Origin of the sequence: Geodermatophilus sp. CPCC 205761 (assembly GCF_051383655.1) — a bacterium.
Taxonomy (GTDB): Bacteria; Actinomycetota; Actinomycetes; order Mycobacteriales; family Geodermatophilaceae; genus Geodermatophilus.
The window spans coordinates 75,405-97,899 of record NZ_JALPKQ010000004.1 but is presented as its reverse complement, the minus strand read 5'-3'; the positions used below and the strand labels follow the sequence as shown (position 1 = coordinate 97,899).

Annotated in this window: 24 protein-coding genes and 1 pseudogene; 10 read left to right on the top strand and 15 right to left on the bottom strand. The window is 74.5% G+C overall.

All coding sequences use genetic code 11. The features are described from left to right. Positions 1-20: 20 nt before the first annotated feature. Genes MY526_RS03725 through ssd form a run of 7 tightly spaced genes read right to left on the bottom strand, consistent with a single transcriptional unit; the run spans position 21 to position 7,781 of the window. The gene (locus MY526_RS03725) at positions 21-2,513 is read right to left on the bottom strand and encodes a tyrosine-type recombinase/integrase (RefSeq protein WP_436703271.1); all 2,493 of its coding nucleotides are present in this window, start codon (positions 2,511-2,513) and stop codon (positions 21-23) included. Continuing rightward, positions 2,510-3,637, bottom strand: coding sequence for a tyrosine-type recombinase/integrase (locus tag MY526_RS03720; protein WP_436703270.1), 1,128 nt, complete (start codon positions 3,635-3,637; stop codon positions 2,510-2,512). Before MY526_RS03720 ends, MY526_RS03725 begins: the two co-directional genes overlap by 4 nt. An 8-nt stretch (positions 3,638-3,645) precedes the next feature. Then, positions 3,646-3,990: a DUF4244 domain-containing protein gene (locus MY526_RS03715; protein ID WP_436703269.1), complete on the bottom strand. Its 345-nt coding sequence runs from the start codon at positions 3,988-3,990 to the stop codon at positions 3,646-3,648. A 38-nt stretch (positions 3,991-4,028) separates the two neighbouring features. Next, positions 4,029-4,757: a type II secretion system F family protein gene (locus tag MY526_RS03710; RefSeq protein WP_436689216.1), complete on the bottom strand. Its 729-nt coding sequence runs from the start codon at positions 4,755-4,757 to the stop codon at positions 4,029-4,031. Further along, on the bottom strand, positions 4,754-5,542 hold the full coding sequence (locus MY526_RS03705) for a type II secretion system F family protein (protein WP_436703268.1): 789 nt from the start codon (positions 5,540-5,542) through the stop codon (positions 4,754-4,756). The genes MY526_RS03710 and MY526_RS03705 overlap by 4 nt, the downstream gene beginning before the upstream one ends. Beyond that, positions 5,539-6,690, bottom strand: a complete 1,152-nt coding sequence (locus MY526_RS03700) for a TadA family conjugal transfer-associated ATPase (protein WP_436703267.1) — start codon at positions 6,688-6,690, stop codon at positions 5,539-5,541. Before MY526_RS03700 ends, MY526_RS03705 begins: the two co-directional genes overlap by 4 nt. Continuing rightward, positions 6,687-7,781, bottom strand: coding sequence for a septum site-determining protein Ssd (gene ssd, locus MY526_RS03695; RefSeq protein WP_436689210.1), 1,095 nt, complete (start codon positions 7,779-7,781; stop codon positions 6,687-6,689). The genes MY526_RS03700 and ssd overlap by 4 nt, the downstream gene beginning before the upstream one ends. Positions 7,782-7,907: 126 nt before the next feature. Between ssd and MY526_RS03690 the strand changes: the two genes are divergently transcribed. After that, positions 7,908-8,750 (top strand): HAD family hydrolase, encoded by an 843-nt coding sequence (locus tag MY526_RS03690; protein ID WP_436689208.1) that lies wholly within the window; start codon positions 7,908-7,910, stop codon positions 8,748-8,750. A gap of 130 nt (positions 8,751-8,880) precedes the next feature. Here MY526_RS03690 and MY526_RS03685 read toward each other — a convergent pair whose 3' ends face one another. After that, entirely contained in the window at positions 8,881-9,666 is a 786-nt protein-coding gene (locus MY526_RS03685; RefSeq protein ID WP_436689206.1) for an oxidoreductase, read from the bottom strand. 63 nt (positions 9,667-9,729) lie between these two features. Here MY526_RS03685 and MY526_RS03680 point away from each other — a divergent pair, with 63 nt between their 5' ends. Further along, the gene (locus tag MY526_RS03680; RefSeq protein WP_436689204.1) at positions 9,730-10,281 is read left to right on the top strand and encodes a histidine phosphatase family protein; all 552 of its coding nucleotides are present in this window, start codon (positions 9,730-9,732) and stop codon (positions 10,279-10,281) included. Positions 10,282-10,386: 105 nt separating this feature from the next. Next, positions 10,387-11,112, top strand: coding sequence for an adenosylcobinamide-GDP ribazoletransferase (locus MY526_RS03675; protein WP_436703266.1), 726 nt, complete (start codon positions 10,387-10,389; stop codon positions 11,110-11,112). Positions 11,113-11,418: 306 nt separating this feature from the next. Here MY526_RS03675 and MY526_RS03670 read toward each other — a convergent pair whose 3' ends face one another. Beyond that, positions 11,419-12,048, bottom strand: coding sequence for a TetR/AcrR family transcriptional regulator (locus MY526_RS03670; RefSeq protein WP_436689198.1), 630 nt, complete (start codon positions 12,046-12,048; stop codon positions 11,419-11,421). A gap of 60 nt (positions 12,049-12,108) precedes the next feature. Between MY526_RS03670 and MY526_RS03665 the strand changes: the two genes are divergently transcribed. Beyond that, on the top strand, positions 12,109-12,828 hold the full coding sequence (locus MY526_RS03665) for a hemerythrin domain-containing protein (protein WP_436703265.1): 720 nt from the start codon (positions 12,109-12,111) through the stop codon (positions 12,826-12,828). Between the two features lie 134 nt (positions 12,829-12,962). Here MY526_RS03665 and MY526_RS03660 read toward each other — a convergent pair. Both MY526_RS03660 and MY526_RS03655 read right to left on the bottom strand, forming a co-directional pair. Then, positions 12,963-13,274: pseudogene (locus MY526_RS03660) on the bottom strand (substrate-binding domain-containing protein); the annotation flags it as partial. A 244-nt stretch (positions 13,275-13,518) separates the two neighbouring features. Further along, positions 13,519-13,848, bottom strand: a complete 330-nt coding sequence (locus MY526_RS03655; RefSeq protein ID WP_436689194.1) for a tetratricopeptide repeat protein — start codon at positions 13,846-13,848, stop codon at positions 13,519-13,521. 101 nt (positions 13,849-13,949) lie between these two features. Here MY526_RS03655 and MY526_RS03650 point away from each other — a divergent pair, with 101 nt between their 5' ends. The 3 genes from MY526_RS03650 to MY526_RS03640 all read left to right on the top strand — a co-directional run bounded on the left by MY526_RS03650 (position 13,950) and on the right by MY526_RS03640 (position 17,270). Next, the gene (locus MY526_RS03650) at positions 13,950-14,624 is read left to right on the top strand and encodes a DUF4383 domain-containing protein (protein WP_436689192.1); all 675 of its coding nucleotides are present in this window, start codon (positions 13,950-13,952) and stop codon (positions 14,622-14,624) included. A gap of 190 nt (positions 14,625-14,814) precedes the next feature. Continuing rightward, entirely contained in the window at positions 14,815-15,984 is a 1,170-nt protein-coding gene (gene mftD, locus MY526_RS03645; protein ID WP_436689190.1) for a pre-mycofactocin synthase MftD, read from the top strand. Positions 15,985-16,043: 59 nt separating this feature from the next. After that, positions 16,044-17,270, top strand: a complete 1,227-nt coding sequence (locus tag MY526_RS03640; protein ID WP_436703264.1) for an MFS transporter — start codon at positions 16,044-16,046, stop codon at positions 17,268-17,270. A gap of 3 nt (positions 17,271-17,273) precedes the next feature. On the opposite strand, the gene MY526_RS03635 is transcribed toward MY526_RS03640, so the two are convergent. Beyond that, positions 17,274-17,885: a flavodoxin family protein gene (locus MY526_RS03635; RefSeq protein WP_436689186.1), complete on the bottom strand. Its 612-nt coding sequence runs from the start codon at positions 17,883-17,885 to the stop codon at positions 17,274-17,276. Positions 17,886-17,915: 30 nt separating this feature from the next. Continuing rightward, a complete protein-coding gene (locus MY526_RS03630) occupies positions 17,916-18,560 on the bottom strand; it encodes an HAD hydrolase-like protein (protein ID WP_436689184.1) in 645 nt (214 codons plus the stop codon). 96 nt (positions 18,561-18,656) lie between these two features. Between MY526_RS03630 and MY526_RS03625 the strand changes: the two genes are divergently transcribed. Then, positions 18,657-19,049 (top strand): hypothetical protein, encoded by a 393-nt coding sequence (locus MY526_RS03625; protein ID WP_436703263.1) that lies wholly within the window; start codon positions 18,657-18,659, stop codon positions 19,047-19,049. Between the two features lie 14 nt (positions 19,050-19,063). Here the strand turns inward: MY526_RS03625 and def are convergent, their stop codons facing one another. Next, on the bottom strand, positions 19,064-19,621 hold the full coding sequence (gene def / locus MY526_RS03620; RefSeq protein ID WP_436703262.1) for a peptide deformylase: 558 nt from the start codon (positions 19,619-19,621) through the stop codon (positions 19,064-19,066). 78 nt (positions 19,622-19,699) lie between these two features. Further along, a complete protein-coding gene (locus MY526_RS03615; protein WP_436703261.1) occupies positions 19,700-19,981 on the bottom strand; it encodes a hypothetical protein in 282 nt (93 codons plus the stop codon). A 61-nt stretch (positions 19,982-20,042) separates the two neighbouring features. Here MY526_RS03615 and MY526_RS03610 point away from each other — a divergent pair, with 61 nt between their 5' ends. Both MY526_RS03610 and MY526_RS03605 read left to right on the top strand, forming a co-directional pair. Continuing rightward, positions 20,043-21,494, top strand: coding sequence for a PLP-dependent aminotransferase family protein (locus tag MY526_RS03610; protein WP_436689177.1), 1,452 nt, complete (start codon positions 20,043-20,045; stop codon positions 21,492-21,494). Positions 21,495-21,718: 224 nt separating this feature from the next. Next, positions 21,719-22,456, top strand: coding sequence for an ANTAR domain-containing protein (locus MY526_RS03605; protein WP_436689175.1), 738 nt, complete (start codon positions 21,719-21,721; stop codon positions 22,454-22,456). The last annotated feature ends 39 nt before the right edge of the window (positions 22,457-22,495 follow it).

Sequence of the window (22,495 nt, the reverse complement as noted above, 5' to 3'; positions counted from 1 at the left end):
TGCATTGCCCGGCCTCGGATTCATGGGTCCTCCCTGTGCCGCTCGGCGACGGTAAGGGGAAGCATCTGCCGTCCCTTGCCCTCGCCCGCGCGAGCCTTACGCAGTACCACCGTGGCCTGCTCGATCTCGACTCGTTCTTCGTGGGGAAGCCGGGCGAGGTCGGCAGCGATGCGCTCCAAGACCGTCTTGTAGCCCTCGATCTGCGCCGCGAGATTGTCAATGACGAATTGACTCGCTTCCATGGCCAGTGCTTCCTCGTGGTTCACCCTCAGGCGGGCGATCTCGTCCTCGACGGCTGCGCGATAAGACGGATCGGGCCGGTAGAACCCGCAGCCAGCGCACTGGAAGCGAATTGGGCAGGACTGGCCGCCCGCGGCAACGTTGCGGGGCTCAGTGCAGTTGCCATAGGGGACGGCGACGCTCTGCAGCTCGTAGCTCGCACCTGCCGCTCCTGGGGTCGGGTTCCCGTAGCGGTCGCGCGCGTGCTTCGCCACGACCTTCTGGGCCTGGCGCTTCCTCTTCGAGGAAACTTGGTAGTACGTCTGGGTCGTCTGCAGGTCCTTGTGATCCATCAGGTCACGCAGGGTTTCGGGGTCCACGCCCGCGTCTGCGTGGCGCTGGGCGTACGAGTGCCGTAGCGCGTAGGGGAAGATAAGGGCCTTGTCGAACGGGACCCCGTCCCCGCTCGGGTCGATCAACTCGCTCAGGAGCGTTGGAACCTGCCGCAACCACACCCGCCAAGTGTTGGAGATGGTTCCAGGCCACAGGTGGTGCAATTGCGCTCTCGTTGTGGCTGCCGGAAAGAGCCACCTGGCGTGTGCCTCAGGCAACTCGACTGCCTCGATTGCAGCCCTCCACCGGAGGATGTTCTCTGCCTCGGATTGTCGGATGGGCAGTCGTCTTCCCATCCGCTTAGCTTTGTGGTTGTCGTATATGAGCCAGTAGCCGCCGGCGTCCTGACTGATGCATTCGCGTCTTAAGGCGGCAATCTCGAGCGGCCGGCGCCCCGTGTCACGGAGTATGCGATAGATCGTCTGGTGCATGTGTTGAACGAGGTGTGGGGGAAGCGTCCCGTGCGGGATTCCAACGCCGAGCCAATCCAGGTGCTTGTCGAGCTGGTCGATGACGCTCTCTGGCAGGGACTTTCCGATGTTGTCCTCGTCTTGCTCAGGCTCCTTGATGTTGTGGATGTTGAGCCGTGCGAAGGAGCCGGGAAGAGTCTTGAGGCTGTCGGTTCGACGCCCGTAGTCGACAAGTGCGACGAAGGAGGCGAACCTCTGCGACCGCATTCGAGCGGTGTAGAGTGTGCCGTCCTTTTTCGTCATGGCAACAAATGCTTGAAAGACGAGACTCATGTCAGCGGCGGTGAGAACCGCGGGGTCGTTGCCGCCGTCGGCTCGACTTCCTAGTACGTGTGACGCCACGGACGCGGCACGGACCATCTCGCGGAGGGCGGGGCTATGAGGTCGGACAACTCGACCCCAGTCGAGCGCCAGCTCGCGTAGCCACGGCTGCCGGATTCCACCGAAGTCGAGGGTCCCCTGGTTTACCCTCCGCCCGTAACCGATGTTTCGCGGAAGCCCAACTTCTACGAGATCCCACCGTTCGGATGCAGTGGGGTCGACGCCGCGGAAAGCCCGGTGACCACGCTGAATCAGGGCGCTCAGAGTGCTCCACACTGCGCGCTCATTCGCCGTTGGGAGCTGGCCGTCGGTCACTGCACGGGTCAGACGGTCATCCAGACAGGTCTGGACGACGGAGAGCATGGCGACGATCCCCCGTAGCGCGGTCGGGTCGAGCGGTCGGTTGTTGGAATCCCGCTCAGCCAGTGCGTACAGGGGTTCTGCACGGACCTGAGGGTGCAGCGTTCTCAACGAGAACATGTGAGCGCCGAGGAAGGGAGTCCCCCTCGCGATGAAGTTCGTGAGACTCAGATCCGGGTCCCGCCCCAGGTCACGCTTCCATCGCCCCCGGTGGTAGGCGCAGAGCACGTAGGTGTTCTCGCTCGTGTTCGGGCACCCGGCCACCCGACAGGAGGGTGCTGGCGGTAGCGGCTCTTGCGCGAGCAGCCAGTCAGCGAAGACGGCGCCTTGACGGGCCTTCCGTCTCCACCTGGCGTAGTGCCGGCGGCACACTTCCAGTGCGTGCCGCCCTCGGGTGCACCCTTCGACGAGGCATGTTCCCGTTCGCTGCGTCGGACGGCGGCCCTCATAGCTGGACCGGTGGATGGCGTCGAAGGCTTCGTCGGTGAGGCCGCTCTTTCGCTTCGCCTTGCCGCAGGAAGTGCAGCGGGTCATGGCCCCCACGATGGCGTCACAGTCTGGCGTGAGGCAGCGAAATGCTCGGGTCATTGGGTTGTCCAGATCCCCGATGAACAGCAGCGTGTCCGAATCCCACTCACCCGGGCGCCAAGGTGTCGATGTGTGCTCCGCGAGCCAGGCTTGCCAGCCCGTCTCGACCTTGGGCGCGGCCCCGTCGTTCGGGAAGAGAGCAACCGTCTCGGCGCGAATCATGAGCGGGTCCTGGCGGCCTTCTCAACGGCGGCGCGCATCTCGGTACTTGACACGTCGCGGTACATCGACATGGAGTGCGGGGACATGTGTCCAAGAATCCGCTGAACAACATCCCGGTCTACCCCGTTGCGGAGCCAATTGGTCGCTGCCGTGTGGCGTAGCGCATGTGGGTGGACGCGGACGCCGCTTCGCTTCTGCAGCGACTGAAATAGATCTCGCACGTTGCTGTAGGACACTGCCGCGCCGCGGGGTTCTCGGTAGAGGTTCACCAACACCATGTCGTTGGCCTCGGCCTCCGCAACTCGATCCCTTTCCGCTTGGTACACGGCGTAGAGCCCCACCAGGTCGGCGGTTACAGGGACGTGTCGGGCTTTGCGCGACTTGGCGAGCGCCCCGTTCGGGTTGCGCCGCCGGCGAACGTGGACATGTGCCCCCGTGACGGCACAACCAAGAGAGCGGGAGTCGGGGAGAAGGTGCATGTCCTCCCGCCGCAATCCCAACGCCTCGCCGATGCGCAGGCCGGTCTCAAGGAGGAGGTGGAACAGAAAGCGATCACGAACGTTGTGGATGACACCAACGATGGCGTCGACGTCAGCGTCGTCGAGCACATGGATCGGCCGCTCGACGGTGTTGGCCCTAAGAAGACGGGCGCGAACAATCGGAGGGGAGCTGCTCTCGCCCAGGGGCATCCCCTGCGGCAGGAGGTGGAGGGATCGGGGCTCCGAAAGCTGGTTCGCCGTAGCCTCTGGAATACGGCCGCTGCGTGCGCAGTGCCGCAGGAATCCGCACAACGCTATCAAGTGCTGATCCACCGTCTTGCCCACTATGAGCTGTGGTTCGTGTCGCTTCGAACCTGGCCTCGCGGTTGCTTGAAGGGCTCGCTTATACCTGATCAGGTCCTTCAGAGATATCGTCCGGTAGTCGACGTGCTCGTCGGCGCACCAGCTCAGGAAGCGGGCGATCCGACCGGCGTAGGCCCGCTGAGTGTTGATCGAGTGGCCAGCAGCTGAGAGCGCCGTTAGGTAGTGCACACCATCCTCATGCAGACCCCAGTCCTCGTCGATGACCACCCACGAGACGTCGCCAGATGAGTGCACCGCTCGCTCCGCGCTGTACCTGACCACACGGCCTCCTATGACTGCACCTGTTGGATAGCAGCACCCACTGACACAACGCGGGGATCAGCTCCAGTGCCCACAGCTCTGATCCGCCCGCAGATAACGACGGTGCCCACCGCGTACTCGGCAGTGCTCATCCCGGCCTCACCGGTGGCGCGGACACGGGCCCAGCGGGCCCGCAACCAGCCGGCGTGCGGAGTCGCCCCCTCGGTGGCCGCGGAGCTGTCGGGCAGTGCCAGGGAGTCGGGCTGGGGCGCGGCGTTGCTGGTCACGGTGCCTCCTCGTTCTCGGCCCGCCGTCCGGGCCGTCGCCTCCGACCCTCGCGGTGGGCGCTCCGCACCTCCATGAGCCGGCGGCATCTGTGGATCCCGCGACCGCCTGTGGACCGCGGACCGGCTCAGCCGAAGACGTCGGCCGCGATGCCGAGGACGAGGGGCACCACACCGAGGCAGAGGAAGGCCGGCAGGAAGCAGGCCCCGAGCGGGGCCAGCACCCACACACCGGCCCGGCGCACGGCGGCGTCGGCGCGGCTGCGCGCCTCCGCGCGGAGGTCGGCGGCGAGCGCCTGCACCGCGGGCACCACCGCGGACCCGGACTCCCCCGCCCGCACCAGCACCCGGCCCAGCCCATCGAGGTCGGCAGGGACGTCGGACCACGCGCGCGACGGTGGCGCTCCCATCCGGTAGAGGGCGGCGACCGTCGCCAGGGCGGGTCCCGGAGCGCCGGGGAGCACCGAGGCCACGGCGGCGACGGCTCCGCCCACGGGCATCCCCGCCCTCAGGCAGACGGCGAGCAGGTCACAGGCCACCGGCAGGTCCGCGGATGACCCGACGCCGGCCGACCGTTCGTCCCCGCCTCGGCGCAGCAGGCGCTCGATGCCCGCGGCGACCACGGCCGCGGTCACCGCTCCCAGGAGCCCACCCACCAGGAGCCCGGTCGCGACCCCCGCCGTGCCGGCGAGCGCCCAGCGGCGGCGGGGGCCGACATCGGCGCCTCCCGCGGGAGGACCCGCCTCCGCCACCTGCGGCACGGAGAGGCGCCGCACGCGGCGGAGGACCAGCGTCCGCCGAGGCGGCCAGACCAGCACCGCCGCCGCCAGGAGCAGTGCGGCGGCGTGCCCGCTCACCGCACGGCCCGGCTGACGAGACGGTCCGACCAGGCCAGGCCCGCGACCTCCAACCCCACCCCGGCCACGAGCAGCACCTGACCGGTCCCCGTCGTCGTGAGCACGCGCCACGGGTCCGCGCCGACCCCACCGCCCATCGCCAGCGCGAGCAGGGGGAGTCCGGCCAGCAGCACCGTGCTCGCCCGGGACCCCGCCGTGGCCGCCCGGAGGTCCAGCCGGTACCGGCGGCGGGCCCGCAGGTCGTCCTCCACCGCTCCGACGACGGCCGCCAGGGAACAGCCGGAGCGCTGGCTGAGCAGGGTCGCCGCCGAGACACGCTCCAGGGCATCGCCCAGGAGCCCGGCGTCCGCCGGCGCCGGGGCCGTGGGTGCGCGGACGGCGCGGGCCAGGGCCCTCCCGCTGTCGGCGTCCGCGCAGGCGGTCACGGCCGCCGCCGTCGCACCCTCCAGCGACCGGCCGCTGCGCAGCTCGGCAGCGAGGGCACCGAGCGCCTCGGCCAGCGCCAGCACGCGCGCTTCCTCCCGGTTGCCGGCGCGGCGTCGTTCTCCGGCCCGCGCCGCCAGGGACGCGACCACCCCGGCGAGCCCGGCGACCAGCGGGGTGCTGAGGAGGGCGCCTCCGGCCGCCGCCGCGACCCCGCACAGCAGGGGCACCGACGCGGCAGGCACCGACCACGGCGTGCGCCACCGGGGGCGCACGCTCGCCACGCGCCGCGCACGGAGCAGCGCCCGGTTCCCCGGCCACGTCACCAGGGCGGCACCGAGCAGGAGCAGTGCGGCGGTCACCCCGACGCTCCGGACACATGGTCCAGCAGCGCGGCCAGCCGGTCCGCGCCGGGACACGCGCCACCGTCTGCGCGCCAGCCGGCCTCGACGACGACCAGCTCCCCGGATCGGCGGACCACACCGATCTCCTCGACCCGCCGTCCGGACGGCGTCCGGCGCAGGTGCACGACGACGGCCAGCGCCGCGGCCGCCTGGCTGTGCACGGCCAGGCGGTCGAGACCGGCGGCGACACCGAGCGCCTCCAGCCGGGCCGGCACCTCGGCCGGCCGGTTGGCGTGCAGGGTGCCGCAGCCGCCGTCGTGGCCGGTGTTCAGCGCGGCGAGCAGATCGGTGACCTCGGCACCGCGCACCTCGCCCACCACCAGCCGGTCCGGGCGCATGCGCAGGGCCTGCCGCACCAGGTCGCGCAGGGTCACCTCGCCCACCGACTCCACGTTCGGCGGCCGCGTCGAGAGCCGGACGACGTGCGGGTGCGCGGGGGCCAGTTCCGGCGCGTCCTCGCACAGCACCAACCGCTCGCCCGCAGGGACGACGCCGAGCAGCGCGGACAGCAGCGTCGTCTTGCCCGACCCGGTGCCTCCGGTGACGAGGAAGGCGTGCCGGCCGGCGATGAGGGCGTGCAGCAGGGTCGCGCTGCTGCCGGGGAGGGTGCCACGCTCGGCCAGGTCGCCCAGGGACAGCGAGGCCCGGCGCAGCACCCGCAGGGACAGGCAGGTCCCGCTCCCCGACACCGGCGGCAGCACCGCGTGCAGCCGGGTGCCGTCGGGCAGCCCGACGTCGACCCACGGAGCTGCGTCGTCGAGCCGCCGCCCGGCCGCGGCTGCCAGCCGGACGGCGAGCCGGCGCACGGCGTCCTCGTCGGCGAACCGGACATCGCTGCGCTCGAGGCCTCCGCCGCGGTCGACCCACACCTCCTCGGGCCCGTTGACCAGCACGTCGGTGACCCCGGGCGCACGCAGCAGTACTTCGAGCGGTCCGGCGCCGGCCAGCTCGTCGACGGTGTCCCGCACCGCCCGCAGCACGTCGTCGTCACCGAGCAGACCGCCGGACTCCTCGCGCACCAGTGCGGCGACCGAGGCTCGGGTCGGCACTCCCGGCTCGAGCGCGAGGCGGGCACGGACCCGGTCGACCAGGGGCGGTCCGCTCACGCCGCGACCCCGGCCGTCCGGGAGACCTGCGCCAGCACCCGGCGGGCCACCGCTCCCAGCGGGGAGCGCGCACCGACACCGGGCGGCTCGCCACGCTCGCCGCGGGGAACCGCGCTCCGGTCGTGACCGAGCTCCGCGAGCACCGGCAGCCCCGCCACGTCGGCGACCTCGTCGACCGACAGCCCTCCGGTGACGCGACGGACGACGAGCTGCGCCCCCGCCCACGCCGCGGGGCGACCGTCCAGGCCGGGACCGCCCAGGAGGCGGGCCACCGACGCGGCCCGCAGCCGTCCCGGGACGACGAGCACCGCGAGGTCGGCCTCGGCCAGCACCGGATCGGCGAGCTCGGGACGGGCCGCGCGGGGCAGGTCCACGACGACCGGCCACCCGCCGGCTCGGCCGGCCTCGACCACCGACTGCAGCGCCTCCGCGGGGACGTCGTCCGGTACCGAGCGGGAGGCCGCCAGGACGGAGACGCCGCAGACCTCGGGCAGGGCGGCCATGAGGGCGTCGCCGGCGACGCGACCGCGCAGCCCGGCGAGCTCCGGCCAGCGCGGCCCCTCGGTGTGCTCCGCGCCGAGGAGCAGGTCCAGTCCACCGCCCCAGCCATCGGCGTCGACGAGCAGCGCTCCGTCGTCGGCGGCCGCGGCCAGCGCAACCGCCGCGGCCACGGTGCTGGCCCCCGCGCCGCCACAGCTGCCCCCGACGACGACCAGCGCCCCCCGGTCGACCGGGGAGCGCAGCGCCGCGGCGACCCGCGCCACCAGCCACCCCTCGTCGTCGGGCAGGACCGCCACCCGCTCGGCGCCCAGCTCCACCGCCGCCGCCCATGCACCGGGCGGCGGCTCGCCGGGAGCGACCACGACGACGCCCGGGCGCCGGGGCAGCGCCCGGACGGCGGCGGCCGCGAGGACGTCGGTACCGAGCAGGACCAGCGGCGCGTCGCGGTGGGCCCGGCGCAGTGCGGGCCCACCGGAGGGCACCTCGGGCTCGGCACCGGCGGCGGCCAGCAGCCGCAGGAGGTCGTCGAGGAGCTCCTCGTCGGCGGCGACGACGAGCGGGCGGTGCGGGAGGGGACGGAGAGCTGCCACCGCCCCAGCGCACAGTCATCGCCCCCGGTGGCGGGAGGGGCGCACGGGATCTGTGGACAACCCGAACGGGTGTGGACAGGAAGCGATCCCCGTCACCGTCGCCCTGTCCACTTACAGTCGTGAACCGTGACCCGCGCAGCGGCGTTCTTCGACCTGGACAAGACGGTCATCGCCAAGTCCAGCACCCTGGCCTTCGGCCGGCCGTTCTTCCAGGGCGGGCTGATCAACCGCCGCGCCGTGCTCAAGGGCGCCTACGCCCAGTTCGTCTTCTCCCTGTCCGGCGCCGACGCCCAGCAGATGGAGCGGATGCGCGCGCAGATCACGCAGATGTGCACCGGCTGGGACGTCACCACGGTGCACGAGATCGTCCGCGAGACGCTGCACGACATCGTCGACCCGCTGATCTACGCCGAGGCCGCCGACCTGATCGAGGAGCACCGGGCGGCGGGCCGGGAGATCGTGATCGTCTCCAGCAGCGGTGCGGAGATGGTGGAACCGATCGGCGAGCTGCTGGGGGCCGATCGGGTGGTCGCCACGCGCATGGTGACCGTCGAGGGACGCTACACCGGGGAGATCGACTTCTACGCGTACGGGGAGAACAAGGCGGTCGCGGTCCGCGAGGTGGCCGCCGAGAACGGCTACGACGTGGCCGACTGCTACGCGTACAGCGACTCGATCACCGACCTGCCGATGCTGTCGGAGGTCGGCCACCCGACGGCGGTGAACCCCGACCGAGGGCTGCGCAAGGCCGCCGTCGAGCGCGGCTGGCCGGTTCTGGAGTTCACCCGGCCGGTGTCCATGCGTTCGCGGTTCGCCGTGTCCTCGGCGCCGGTGGTGACCGGCGCGGCGATGGGCGTCGGTGCCGCGGTGGTCGGGCTGGCCTGGTACGCCCGGCGGCGCGCCCTCCGCGAGGGCGCTGCCGGTCCCTCCACCCCACTCCCCGGCCGGCGTCGGCGCCGCGGCGCCTGACGAGCCGACCGGCGCCGCGGCGCCTGACCAGCCGACGGCCGCCGCGATGCCTGACGCGGGCGCCGCTTCGCCCGGCCACCGCGGCTCACGGTCACCACCGGCCGGTCCCACCGCGGACCCGCGGACGAGGTCAGCCGCGGAGCAGGCTCTCGCAGATCGCCAGGCCCTCCACGGCGCCGTGCTCGGTGGCACGGCAGCAGTGCACCAGCCATCTCGCCACGCCCTCCGGCCGTCCGGAGGCGTACCCGGCCAGCGCCGCCGCGTACGCCTCCCGCCCCAGCTCGACGAAGCCCACCTCGGGCACCGACACCGCCTTGGGGTCCAGCCCGCGGGCGATGCCGGTCAGCCGGGCCGCCGCCCGCGCCACGATCCCGTCGGCGACGCCGAACGGCGCCAGCGCCGCCAGCTCGCCGTGGACGAGCGCGGCGAGGACCACTGCAGGCACCTCGGTCGTCCCGGTGACGAGGGAGAACAGCCCGCTCAACCGCGGGCCGGCGTGCTGGGCCGGCCGGCCGAGGGCGGCCCGGTCGGTGAGGTCCGCCGCGGCCAGTACGTGCAGCCGGGCCAGCACCTGCCCCGGTGCCCGTGACCAGGTGTCGACCATCGACCCCAGCGCCACCGAACTGCGCAGCGCGCCCTGCACGACCGGGTCGTCCACCTGCCCGGCGCGCAGGCCGGACAGGGGCACGTCGACCCCCTCCAGCGCGGCCGAGGCGCGCGCGCCTCGCAGCGCGGACTCCGCACTCACGCCCGCGGACTCGCGCCGCAGCACCCGGTGGCCGAGCAGCCGGTCGATTCCGCTGCGGGCGGCCAGGGCCGCGTCCCGGACGCCGGGCAGGTCCAGCAGCGGCATCAGCGGGTCGGGGGCGCCCGGACGGGCGGGCCGGGCGGCGCCGGGGCGGACGGGGATGGTCACGACCACGACGGTACGAGGGAGCCGGCGGTGACCCGCGGCAGGCTGGCTACCCTCGCTCCCACCATGGCCCGGCCGCTGACCCTGCTCCTCGTCCGCCACGGGCAGAGCGAGTGGAACGCCGCGGGCCTGATGCAGGGGCAGACGGCCCACGTGCCCCTGACCGACCTCGGGCACGCGCAGGCCTCGGCGGCGGCCCGGGAGCTGCGGGACCTGCGGCCGGGCGTCCTCGTCTCCAGCGACCTGCGGCGCGCCGTGCAGACCGCCGAGCACTGTGCCCGCGCGACCGGTCTGCCCTTCACCACGACCGCCGCGCTGCGCGAGCAGGCCTACGGGGTGCTCGAGGGCCGCCCGTCCCGCGACCTGTGGGACGTCGTCGACTGGGACGACCCGCACTGGGCGGCCGACGGCGGGGAGAGCCTCGCGGAGCTGCACGGCCGGGTCGCGGCGTACCTGGAACACCTGTGCGCCGAGCCGCCGGCGGACGTCGTCGCGCTGGTCACCCACGGCGACACGATCCGGGCCGTGCAGGCGGTCGCCACGGGGCTGGGCCCCGACGCACTGCCGGCGGTCACGCCGCACAACGGCAGCGTGACCCGGCTCGAGGTCCAGCTGTGAGGCCCACCGGATGACACGGGCCCGGGCCGACCGGGGAGCCGCCGGAGCCCGCGACGGAACGGCCGCCCGCCGGTGAGGTGGACGGGTCCGCTCGAGGCCGCCGCGATGCTGACGGTCCTGCCGGTCCCGGCTCGCGCGGCGGCGGGGACCCGGGGCGTGCTGCCGTGGGCTCCCCTCGTGGGCCTGCTGCTCGGCGGCGTCGCCACCGGGGTGGCCGTGGCGGGCGCACACCTGGTCGGCCCGCTGGTGGGCGCGGTGCTGGGGGTGGCGACCCTGGCGGCACTCACCCGCGGACTGCACCTGGACGGCCTCGCCGACACCGCAGACGGGCTGGGCCCGCTGCGCGGGCGGGAGCGGGCACTGCAGGTCATGCACCAGGGGGACGTCGGTCCGTTCGGCGTCGTGACCCTGGTCCTGGCCGTGCTGCTGCAGGTCTCGTGCGCGGCCGTGCTGCTGGCCGACGACCACGGGTGGCTCGGGCTCTGGACGTCGGTGCTCACCGCCCGGATCGCGATGGCGCGCACCGGCCTGCGGGGGGTCGCGCCGGCGGAGGGTTCCGCGCTGGGCCGCGCGGTCGCCGGCACCGTGTCCGGGCGGTGGTTCGGCGGCTGCCTCGTGGTCTGCGTCGTCCTCATCGGGGTCGCGGCCGCCGGCGACCCGGTGCTCGCCGGTCAGCTCCTCGGCGGCGCCGCAGCGGGCCTGGCCACAGCCGAACTCCTCCTGCGCCGGGCGCGGACCCGCCTCGGCGGGGTCACCGGCGACGTCATGGGCGCGATGGGCGAGACGACGGCCACGGTCACCCTACTGGTGGCCGCGGCCGTCGTCCCCTGATCGTCAGCGGCGGCGGAGCAGCCCGCTCAGCATCCCGCTGATCCCGGAGGCGGCGGTGGTGGGTCGTCCGCGACCGGTCGACCGGGCCGTCGTGCGGCCGAAGCCGCGGCTGGTCGAGGCCCGCCCGGCGGCCGACCGGCCCGTCGTCGCGCGTCCGGCGGTGCGCCCCGTCTTCCGCCCGGCGGCGCCGCCGCCACGCGCGGCGCTGCGTGCAGTGTTCTCTGCCGTGCCCATCAGTCGTCCGAGGATGCTCATGCCGAGGGGTTACCCGGGCCCGGCTGGTCGATGCACGCGTTCGACGGCAGGTCAGCGCAGCAGCAGCCGCCGCACCGACCCGACGAGCCAGTCGACGTACTCCTCGAGGCTCCAGCCGCGGACGCCGATGAGCGCGTCGGACAGCTCGTGGGTGAACACCGCCCACCAGATGTCGGTGGCGCGGTCGACGTCCAGGTCGGGCCGCAGCCAGGCGGCGAGGGCCTCGACCAGCGCCCGGTTGTCCTGGTAGCGGCGGCGCCCGTACTCGGTCCACGCGGCGGCGATCTCCGGATCGGCGGCCGCGGCGGCGGCGAAGACCGCCAGCATGGGGGCGGTCAGCGGCACGTAGCGCAGCGCGATCTCCCGCAGCGCCGCGAGCTTCTCCTCGAGCTCGGGGGCGCCGAAGAACCGCTGGAACCGCTCGCGGGCCAGCAAGGGAGCGTCCTCGTCGTCCCCGGCGACGGAGCGGTCGACGCAGGCGAGGAGCAGCGCCGCCTTGCCGCCCTGCGCGAACACGGTCGGCACGGAGACGCCGGCGGCCGCCGCGACGTCCCGCATGGTCGTCCCGACGTACCCGCACTCGAGGAAACAGCGGCCCGCCGCGTCGAGCACCGCGATCCGCGTCTGCTCGGCCTGCTGGGCCCGCAGCGCTGAGCGGTAGACCCTCTTGCCCTCCGTCACAGGTTCACCATAGCATCGCTTTATTCGTTTTATTGTCACTCAGCTCAAAGGAGAGCACCCGTGACCGCCACCGCCTCCGTCGACCAGCTGCTGCTCCCCGGCCAGGCCGCCGCCCCCGACGGGCCGATCGACCTGGCCGCGATGTACCTGATGCACCGCGCCTTCCGGCGCGACCTGGACGCCTTCACGAGGGTCACCGCCGACGTCCCCGTGGCCGACCGGCGACGCTGGCGGCTCGTGGCCCGCCGCTTCGGGCTGTTCGCCAGCGTGCTGCACAAGCACCACACCGGTGAGGACGCCGGCCTGTGGCCGCTGCTGGCCGAGCGCGGTGCGGACCGGGCCGTGCTCGACGCCCTCGAGGAGGAGCACGCCGTCGTCGACCCGTTGCTCGCCGCGTGCCGCACCCACCTCACTGCGCTCGCCCGCGGGCAAGCCGGGGAGGACGCCCGCCGGGCGCTGACCGACCGGACCGCCGAGCTGCGCGACGCGCTCTGTGCACACCTCGCGCACGAGGAGCGCGACGGGATGGCGCTGGTGCAGGCCCACCTCACGCAGGAGGACTGGGACCGGCTCGACCACGAGGTGTTCGCCAAGGAGTACCGGCCGCACGAGATCCCCGCCGTGCTCGGCTGGGTGGTCTCGGGCCTCACCGACGAGCAGGTCCGCCGGCTGCCCGGGGCCACGCCGCTGCTGATCCGCGCCGGCCGGCTCATGGCCCGCCGGCTGGAGCGCGGGGACGCACGCGTCTTCGGCGCCGCGCCCGGCCGCACCACCGCCTGAGCGGCCCGCGGATCACGCCCGCGGCGGCGGCCCGGACGAGCCGCGCACCACGAGCCCGGTCGGCAGCACCGTGACCGTCTCGGCCGCTGCCCGCGGAGCAGGTCCGGCAGCGCACCGGCGGCCACCTCGCCCTTGCGCCGGTGCGGCTGCGCCACCGTGGTCAGGCCCAGCCGGACGGCGGGCTCGGCGTCGTCGACGCCCACGACGGTGAGGTCGGACGGCACCCGCAGGCCCAGCCGGGACGCCGTCCGCAGCGCGCCCTCCGCCGGCCGGTCGCTGAGGCAGAGCAGGGCCGTCGGCCGGGGCATGTGCGCCAGGACGGCGGCCACGCCCGCCTCTCCATCCTCGACGGTGCTGCCGGTGCCCTCGGCGACCGGGACGCCGGACCGGTCGACCCCGGCCGCCTCGGCCGCCGCCCGGTAGCCGGCCAGCCGGTCCCGGGTCACCGCGTAGGTGGCCGCCTCCTGCGCGGGCAGGTCCACCAGCCGGCGCTCGGCCCGCCGGGTCAGCCCGAACGCGACCACGCCCAGGCCCCGGTGCCCCAGCCCGCCCTTACGACGGAGGAGAGCGGTCTGCTCCTTGCCGGCACGCCGCTGGGCTGGGCCACCGCGGCCGCGGGCGCGGCGGTCGCCGTCGTCCTCCGGCGTCACGAGCGGACGCGCTCGTGACGCCGAGAGGTGCCGGGGAGGCTCAGTCGGCGCCGAGGGCGTCGGCCATCCGGTGGTGCGGCACCGCCTCGTCGGCCCGGCTCTGCCGCTCCAGCGTCCGCGCGAGCGCCCGACGCGCCCACCCGTTGGCCGGGGCGAGCTCGACCAGCCGGCCCAGCGCCTCCTCGGCGCGGCCGAGCTGCGCGGAACCGAAGTAGGCGCGGGCCAGGAGCTCGAGCGCCGCCTGGTTCGCCGGCTCCGCCTCGACGACGGGCACCAGCACCTTGGCCGCCTCGATCGGCTGCCCCATGGAGAGGAACAGGTCGGCGCGGAGGAACTCGGAGTGCAGGTCCATATCGAACGGGCGGGTCATGCCCCGGTCAACGACGGCGGGCCCGGTGACCTTCCCGCATCCGGACGCCGCACCCAGGCCGAAGAGCAGGCACCAGCACCCCTCCCGCGAGGAGCGTCCCGATGGTCCTGCGTCCCCACTCCCGGCAGCGGACGACGAGCGCGACGCCCGACCCAGGTGCGCGCGTCCTGGTCGTGCACCGGATCGGCGCCGTCGTCGTCGGGCTGGTCATCGCCACCTTCGGCCTGCTCGGCTTCGCCGGCGGGCTGCCCTTCTTCTCCACCGAGGGGGAGCCGATCCTCGGGCTGTCGTCCAACGGCCTGCTGTCGGCGGTCTCCGTCGTCACCGCGCTGGTGCTGTTCGCCGCCGCCGCGCACGGGCCGCGGATCGCCTCGACGGTGATGATCGTCGTCGGGTCGCTGTTCCTCGTCTCGGCGCTGGCCAACCTGGCGGTGATGCGGACGAGCTACAACCTCCTGGCCTTCGAGTTCCCCAACGTGGTCTTCTCCGTCGTCGCGGGGCTCGTGCTGCTGCTGCTCGGGGCCTACGGCCGGGTCAGCGGCAACCTGCCGCCCGAGAGCCCCTACGCCCGCGCGCAGGAGCCCGTCGACGTCGCCGACGAGCGCCCCTCGACCGAGGCCGAGCACGCCGCCGAGCGGGCGATGCGGGACGCCGAGGTGGCCGTCGTCCAGCACACCGCCACCGGCGACCAGCGCCGCCGCGTCGAGGCGATGGCGCTCGTCTCCGGCCGGGCCGAGCGGCGCCGGATCTGGATGTCCTTCGACGCACCCGGCTGACGGCGGGGGGCGCGGCGGGGGGCGCGGCGGGTCCCGGGGCCCGCCGCCGGCGCCCCGTCGTCCCTTCCGCGGACGAGAAGCCGCGCGTGACACTCAGTGCCACCTCCTGGCACCATGTCGCGGGACGTGGCGGGCGTCACCGGCGCAGACCGGTCCCGCCGCCGGTGAGCAGCGAGTCGCGGAGGACGTCATGGCGAGCACGAAGGACTGGTTCGAGACCGTCGAGGAGGCCCAGCACCGCGCGAAGAAGCGGTTGCCGCGGTCGGTCTACCTGGCGCTGGTCGCCGGAACGGAGAAGGGCCTGACGGCGAACGACAACGTCGCCGCCTTCGACGAGATCACCTGGCGCCCGCACGTGGCCGACCTGGCCGCCAAGCGCGAGACGGCGACCACGGTCATGGGCCAGGAGGTCTCCATGCCGGTGCTCGTCTCGCCCACCGGCGTCCAGGCCGTGCACCCCGACGGCGAGGTCGCCGTCGCGCGGGCCGCGGCCGCCGAGGACGTCGCGATGGGCCTGTCCTCCTTCGCCAGCAAGCCGGTGGAGGAGGTCGGCGCCGCGCACGAGAAGATGCTGTTCCAGATGTACTGGGTCGGCTCGCGGGAGACGATCCTCGCCCGCGCCGAGCGGGCCCGCGCCGCGGGTGCCAAGGGACTGATCATGACGCTGGACTGGTCGTTCGCGTCCCGCCGCGACTGGGGCAGCCCGCCGATCCCGGAGAAGATCGACGTCAAGAACGCGCTGAAGTTCGCGCCCGAGGTGCTGCGCAAGCCGCGCTGGCTGGCCACCTACCTGCGCACCGGTGCGATCCCCGAGCTGAGCGTCCCGAACCTCGCCCTCGAGGGGCAGGAGCCGCCCAACTTCTTCGGCGCCTACGGCGAGTGGATGGGCACCGCCCTCCCGCGCTGGGAGGACGTCGCCTGGCTGCGGGAGCAGTGGGGCGGGCCGTTCATGCTCAAGGGCATCACCCGGGTGGACGACGCCCGCCGGGCGGTCGACGCCGGCGTGAGCGCGATCTCGGTCTCCACCCACGGCGGCAACAACCTCGACAGCACCCCCGGCGCGATCCGCTCGCTGCCGGCGATCGCCGAGGCCGTCGGTGACCAGGTCGAGGTGCTCATGGACGGCGGGGTGCGGCGCGGCGGCGACGTCGTCAAGGCGATGGCGCTGGGTGCCAAGGCCGTGATGATCGGCCGCGCCTACCTGTGGGGCATGGCCGCCAACGGGGAGCGCGGCGTGCAGAACGTGCTGTCGATCCTCCGGCAGGGCATCGACGAGGCGCTGCTCGGCCTGGGCAAGTCCTCGGTGCACGACCTCAGCCGCGAGGACGTCGTCCTGCCGGCGGGCTTCACGCGCAGCTGACCCGGGCGACCCGCCGGGCGGCGGGAATGACCCCGCGGCGGGAGGGCTTGCTCGTGGTCGTGCCCTCCCGCCGCCTGCGCCCGACCGCAGCCTTCTGGTCGGCGGCCACGCTGCTGGTCCTGGTCCTCGCCGCGTCGGGGGTGCCCTCGCCGCTGTACCGCGTCTACCAGGAGCGGTTCGGCTTCTCGGCCGGGGTGCTGACGACGGTCTTCGGCATCTACGCGATCGCGCTGCTGGCGGCCCTGCTGGTGGTCGGCCGGCTGTCCGACCACGTGGGGCGGCGCCCGGTGCTCGTCGTCGGCCTGCTCCTCCAGGTCGTCTCCGGCGTGCTGTTCCTGGCGGCCGACGGCGTGGGGTGGCTGCTGGTCGCCCGCGTGGTGCAGGGGCTGTCCGTCGGCACGCTGACCGGCACGCTGGGCGCGATGCTGCTCGACCTGCAGCGCCGCGACCGGCCGCTGGCCGCGATGCTCAACAGCGCCTCGCCGACGATCGGCCTGTCCATCGGGGCGGTCGGCGCCGGCGTCCTCGTCGAGTACACCGGCGAACCGACCCGCTGGGTGTTCGCCCCGCTCGTGCTGGCCTTCCTCGTCGCCACCGCCGCCGTCGCGGTCCTCCCGGAGACCTCACCGCGGATCCCGGGGTCGCTGGCGTCCCTGCGCCCGCAGGTGGGAGTACCGCGCGCGCACCGGGCTCCCTTCCTCGTCGCTCTCCCCTGCCTGGTCGCCACGTGGGCCCTGGGCGGGCTCTACCTCTCCCTCGGCCCGTCGCTGGCGGTCGGCGTGTTCGGCGTCGAGGGCCACCTCGTCGGCAGCCTGCTGATCCTGGCGATGCAGGGCAGCGGCGCGATCGGCTCGATCAGCATGTGGCAGGTGCTGCCGCACCGGTCGATGCTCACCGGGGCGCTGCTGTTCGCGGTCGGGGTCGGCATCACGATCACCGCGCTGGCCACCGGTTCCCTGACCCTGTTCTTCGTCGCCTCGGCGGTCTCCGGCTTCGGCTTCGGGGTGGGGTTCCTCGGCGCGCTCGGCACGATCACCGCCGGTGTCGCGCCCAGCGACCGGGCGGGGCTGCTCTCCAGCGTCTACGTCGCGGGGTACCTGGCGTTCAGCGTCCCGGCGGTCGTCGCGGGCATCGCCGTCGGGCACGTGGGACTGCGGCAGACCGCCGAGGTCTACGGCGCGGTGCTGATCGTCCTGACGCTGATCGCGGTGGCCGGGCTGCTGCGGCGGCGGCGCGTGGTGCGGCAGGAGACCGCCGTGGAGCAGGCCGAGCCGGTCGCCGCCTGACCCTCAGCCGTAGGGGTTGGCTTTGAGCAGCCGGGCCAGGTGCGCGGTGTTGGCCGCCAGCGTGGCGGTCGTGGACGCCACGGCCTCCGGCGTCTCCTCCAGGTCGATGTAGTCGGTGCCGCCCATGGCCTGGTCGTTCCAGTAGGTCCCGGCCTGCGACGGGATGGTGAAGCCGACGTCGTCCAGCGCCTGGAACAGGTCGGCGATGATCTTGTGCGCGCCGTCCTCGTTGCCCACGACGGCGGCCGCGGCGACCTTGCCCGCGACCAGCGGCCGGCCGGAGTCGTCGGTCTCCGACAGCTCGGCGTCGAGCCGTTCGAGGACGCGCTGGGCGACGCTGCTCATGTGCCCCATCCACGTCGGCGTGGCCACCACGAGGATGTCGGCCGCCATGATCTGCGCGCGGATCGCCGGCCACGCGTCGCCGTCGCCCATGTCCAGCTCGACACCCGGCTGCACGTCGTGGTCGACGACGCGGACGACCTCGCCGGTGACGCCGTGCCCGCCGAGCGCCTCCAGTACCTGGCGGGCCATGAGGTCACTGCTGGACGGCGCCGGGGACGGCTTGAGGCTGCACACCAGGGCGACGGCACGGAGGGGCGGGTCGTCGGTCACGACCGGCCCATGCCCGCCCCGCCTGCGGGTTCACACATGCACGAGGGCGGCGGGCACCTCTGCCGGGGTCGCGACGACGACCGCCGCGCCGGCCGCCGCCAGCTCGCCGTCCTCCGCCGGACCCCAGCCGGCCCCGATGCACGGCAGCCCGTGCGCGGCGGCGCCGAGCACGTCGTGCGCGCGGTCGCCGACGAGCACCGGCGCCCGGCCGTGCGGGTGGGCGGCCAGCGCGGCACCGACCACCTGGTCCTTGTGGCGCACCGCCCCGTCCAGCGTCGCCCCGTGGACGCTCGCGAACGCGGCCAGCAGGCCGGTGTGCTCCAGCACCCGGACGGCGAACGGCTCGGGCTTGCTCGTGGCCACCGCCAGCGTCGCGCCGCCGGCCCCCAGGACCGCCAGCAACTCGTCGACGCCGTCGTGGACGGTGACGTCGAGCAGGGCGCCGGCGGTGTAGTGCGCGCGGTACGCGGCGACCGCCCGCGGGACGTCGCCCGGCGGCACGCCGAGCACCAGCGCGAAGCCGTCCTGCAGCGGCGGCCCGACCATCCCGCGGAGCTGGCCGGGCGTGGGCGGGGGCAGCCCGAGCTCCGCGGCCGCGTGCCGCACGGAGGCCCAGATGCCGGGCGTGGAGTCGACCAGCGTGCCGTCGAGATCGAAGAGGACGAGGCGATTCACAGAGAACCCCCAGCTCCGGGGGCTGGCGCCACCCATACGCAGGTGCTGCAATCTTCAAGCACCAGCCGCCGAACCGCCCGAGCCCCGGAGGCCCCGATGACCCGGACCCGCGACGCAGCCGTCGCCAGCCAGACGTCGACCATCCGGCTCGCGCAGGCCGCGGCCGTGCTCTCCGTGCTCGTCGTGCTCTGGCAGTTCTTCTCCGCCGGCCGGCTCCTGGAGGGCGCGGACGCCCTCGGCGGGCACGGCGGCGGGGCGATCGTCCTGCACGTGGCCACCGGGCTCCTGCTGGTCGTCGCCGTCCTGTACGGGCGGCAGTCAGGGCTCTGGTGGCCCGCCGGCCTGGCCGCGGCCGTCTTCGTGCTGACCTTCGTGCAGGGCGCACTCGGCAGCTCCGGCAACATCGCCGCACACGTGCCGGTCGCCGTGGTCGTCACCATCGGCATCGTGTGGCTCACCGCCTGGGCGTTCTGGCCCACCTCGATCTGAGTTCCCCCGACCGGTCAGGCCGGCAGGTCCCCGCCGGGGCCGGCCGCCTCGGCCAGCAGCCGCTCGCGCTGCTCCTCGGGGAGCTTGTCGACGTAGACGGTGCCGTCGAGGTGGTCGACCTCGTGCTGCAGACAGCGCGAAGCCATCCCCGTCGCCTCGATGGACACCGGGGAGCCCGCCGCGTCGACGCCGTCCACGCGTGCCCGGAAGGCCCGCGGCAACTCGGCGTAGGGCCCCGGCACCGACAGGCAGCCCTCCTCGGTGACCTCCTCCGCCGGCTCCCCCTCGTGCGGCTCGAGCACGGTCAGCCGCGGGTTCACCACGTAGCCGACGACGTCCTCCCCCGCCGCGTCGGGACAGTCGATCACGAAGACGCGTGCGTCGACACCGATCTGGTTGGCCGCCAGGCCGACCCCGTCCGCGGCCTCCATCGAGGCGAACATGTCGAGGACGAGGTGCCGCAACTCCTTGCCGAACTCGGTCACCGGCGCGCACGACCGGTGCAGCACCGGGTCGCTCCCGTAGGTCACGATCGGCCGGGCAGTGCCGGAGTACCGGCCGGGCAGGCGCATGACCGCCGATCCTAGGGACGACGGGCCGCGCCGTCCGGCTCGGGGACGGCGCGGCCCGCCCGGTCGGCTGCCGGCCGGTCAGCGCGCGGGCGAGGTCCGCCGCACTCCCCGGACGAGCCGGACTCCCCGGGCGAGTCGTGCCGGCGGGCGCGCGGTCCCGGGGCGGGCCCGGCGCGGCACCCGGTGCAGCGCGCCGCGCGGCGCGGACAGGACGGGGAAGCCGGACGGGTCGGTCCGGAGGTGACTGGCCGGGGGGTCGGCCGGGCCGCGGCCTCCGCGGACGGCGGTCACCAGGGTGGCCACCGACAGGCCGGCCACCGCGAGCAGGACGAGCAGGACGAGCGCACCACCTGGAGTCATGCCGCAAGAGTGGCAGCACGAAGGCTGGCAGAAAGCAGTCCACTGCGGCATGGTGGACCGCATGCCACCGCGACCGGACCAGTCCACCTGGGCACGCGAACTGGCCACCCTGGTCGGGCCGGTCGAGGCGGTGCCGGGTCCGCGGTATGCCGGTCTGGCCCGGCGGATCCGCGAGCTGGTCACCACCGGCACCCTGCCCAGCGGCACGCGGCTGCCCGCCGAGCGGGAACTGGCCGCAGCGCTGGGGGCCAGCCGGGTCACCGTCGCCTCGGCCTACCGGCTGCTGCGCGCCGAGGGGTTCGCCGTCACCCGGCACGGCTCCGGCACCGTGACCGAGCTGCCGGCCGCGACCAGTGCCTGGGGGGCGCCGGTCACCGACCCGGAGCTGCTCGACCTCGCGCACGCGGCCCCGGAGGCGGTGCCCGACCTGCTCGACGCCTACCGGCAGGCCGTGGCCGCCCTGCCCGGGCAGGTCGCCGGTCACGGCTACGCGCCCAGCGGCCTGCCGGAGCTGCGGGCGGCGATCGCCGACCGGTTCACCGCCCGCGGCCTGCCCACCGACCCCGACCAGGTGGTCGTCACCGCGGGCACCGGCGACGCCACCTCGATCGTCTTCCAGACGCTGCTGCAGCCCGGCGACCGCGTCCTCGTCGAGCACCCGACCTATCCCGGCGCACTCGGCATGGTCGACGCCGCCGGGGGCCGCTGCGTCCCGGCACCGGTCGACCCGGACGACCCCGACGCCCTGGTCACCTCCGCCGCGCTGGTCACCCGCCAGAGCAGCTCCCGGATGGCCTTCCTCATGCCCGACTTCTCCAACCCGTCGGGCGCCCGGCTGTCGGCGGCGGGGCGGCGCCGGTTGTCGGCAACGCTCTGGCAGCACGGCGTCCTGGCCGTCGTCGACGAGGTGACCGCGGAGCTGCACCTGGACGGCGGCCCCCTCCCGCCGTTCGCCGCCGGGCTGCCCGACGCGGCCACGGTGACCGTCGGCGGGCTGTCCAAGGCCGTGTGGGGCGGTCTGCGGATCGGCTGGCTGCGCACCGACGCGGCGCTGGCCGCCCAGCTGGGTGCCTCGCTGGGCCGGCGGCAGCTGTCGGTGGGCGTCGTCGACCAGCTGGCGGCCGTCGTGCTGATGGCACGCCTGGACGCGATCCTCGAGGAGCGGCGCCGGGTGCTGCGGGAGCGTCGCGAGGCGCTGCTCGCCGAGCTGGCCGTCGCGCTCCCGGGGTGGACCGCCCGCCGGCCGGCCGGCGGGCTGTCGGTGTGGTGCGAGCTGCCGCCCGGGACCAGTTCGGCCGCCCTGACCGCGGCCGCCGCGCCGCACGGACTGGTGCTGGCGGAGGGGCGGGCGTTCGGGACGGGGCACGCGTTCGACGACCGCCTGCGGCTGCCGTTCACCCTGCCGCCGGACCGGCTGCGGACCGCGGTGCGGCTGCTGGCCGGGGTGGCCGCGGGGCTGCCCAGCCGCGGCTCGGGGCACCTGGCCCCCGCCCGCCCGGCCACCGTCGTCTGAGCGGTGCGTCCGACGCACCGGGGTGCCGCGCGCGGACAGCGGGTGGCGACGCGACGCGGCGTGCAATCGCGTCGTCGCTGGGCGTGCGCCCCCGCGACCGACGACGTACCGTCCCCTGAACGGAGCGGCCGGTGGTCCCGCCACCGCCGGCGTACCGCAGAGGTCGAGCACCCGGCCTGCGGCGCCCGAGCCGGGTCCGCCCGGAGGCACCCCGTGGAGTCGAGATGACGACGCCTTCCCCCACCCTCGCCCGGCCGGCTCCTCCCGCGAGCCACCCGTCGGTCGCCGCTCCCCGGCCGGCACCGGCCGGCCGCCGCCTGGCCGGGCGGTACCGGTACGACCGGCGCACCGGCACCTGGACCTGGTCGCCCGAGATGTCCGCGCTGCTCGGGCTCGGCCGGGGCGGCTCGCACCCCTGCACCGAACTGCTGGTGCGGTCGCTGCACACCGCCGACCGCGCCCGGACGCTCGAGTCGATCGCCACCGCGTGCACCAGCGGGCTCCCCTTCGCCCTGCGCGTGCGGCTGTGCAGCCGCGGTGGCATCGAGCGCACCGCCGTCCTCGTCGGTGAACCGGTGGTCGACGCCGTCGGGACCGTCGACGCCCTCGAGGGCCTGTTCGTCGAGGTGCCCCCCGACGTCCACCGTGGCGCGCCGACCGCGCCCCCGGGCCGGGACGACGGCGACCTCGTGCAGGCGCTGGAGACCGAGGTGTCCCAGCTGCGCACCGCGATGAGCAGCCGGGCGGCGATCGAGCAGGCGAAGGGCATCCTCATGCTGCTCACCGGCTGCGGCGACCAGGTGGCCTTCGAGACGCTGGCGCACATCTCCAGCAACTGTCACCGCAAGGTGCGCGACGTCGCCGTGACGATCGTCGAGTCCGCCTGCGGCCGGGCGCCGCTGCCCGACGACATCCGCGGGCTGATCCGGGACGTGTGCCCGCCCACACCGCGGATGCACTGAGCCCGGATGCCCTGGGTCACAGCACCGGGGCCCGGGCGC

Bases quoted from the DNA above. Each gene is read 5' to 3' on its own strand.
- MY526_RS03625 (WP_436703263.1), top strand. From the start codon at position 18,657: ATGACCCGGACCCGCGACGCAGCCGTCGCCAGCCAGACGTCGACCATC.
- MY526_RS03675 (WP_436703266.1), top strand. From the start codon at position 10,387: ATGCTGACGGTCCTGCCGGTCCCGGCTCGCGCGGCGGCGGGGACCCGG.
- MY526_RS03715 (WP_436703269.1), bottom strand. From the start codon at position 3,990: ATGCCGCCGGCTCATGGAGGTGCGGAGCGCCCACCGCGAGGGTCGGAG.
- MY526_RS03650 (WP_436689192.1), top strand. From the start codon at position 13,950: ATGGTCCTGCGTCCCCACTCCCGGCAGCGGACGACGAGCGCGACGCCC.
- MY526_RS03655 (WP_436689194.1), bottom strand. From the start codon at position 13,848: ATGACCCGCCCGTTCGATATGGACCTGCACTCCGAGTTCCTCCGCGCC.
- MY526_RS03605 (WP_436689175.1), top strand. From the start codon at position 21,719: ATGACGACGCCTTCCCCCACCCTCGCCCGGCCGGCTCCTCCCGCGAGC.
- def (WP_436703262.1), bottom strand. From the start codon at position 19,621: ATGCGCCTGCCCGGCCGGTACTCCGGCACTGCCCGGCCGATCGTGACC.
- MY526_RS03725 (WP_436703271.1), bottom strand. From the start codon at position 2,513: ATGATTCGCGCCGAGACGGTTGCTCTCTTCCCGAACGACGGGGCCGCG.
- mftD (WP_436689190.1), top strand. From the start codon at position 14,815: ATGGCGAGCACGAAGGACTGGTTCGAGACCGTCGAGGAGGCCCAGCAC.
- MY526_RS03615 (WP_436703261.1), bottom strand. From the start codon at position 19,981: ATGACTCCAGGTGGTGCGCTCGTCCTGCTCGTCCTGCTCGCGGTGGCC.
- MY526_RS03680 (WP_436689204.1), top strand. From the start codon at position 9,730: ATGGCCCGGCCGCTGACCCTGCTCCTCGTCCGCCACGGGCAGAGCGAG.
- MY526_RS03610 (WP_436689177.1), top strand. From the start codon at position 20,043: ATGCCACCGCGACCGGACCAGTCCACCTGGGCACGCGAACTGGCCACC.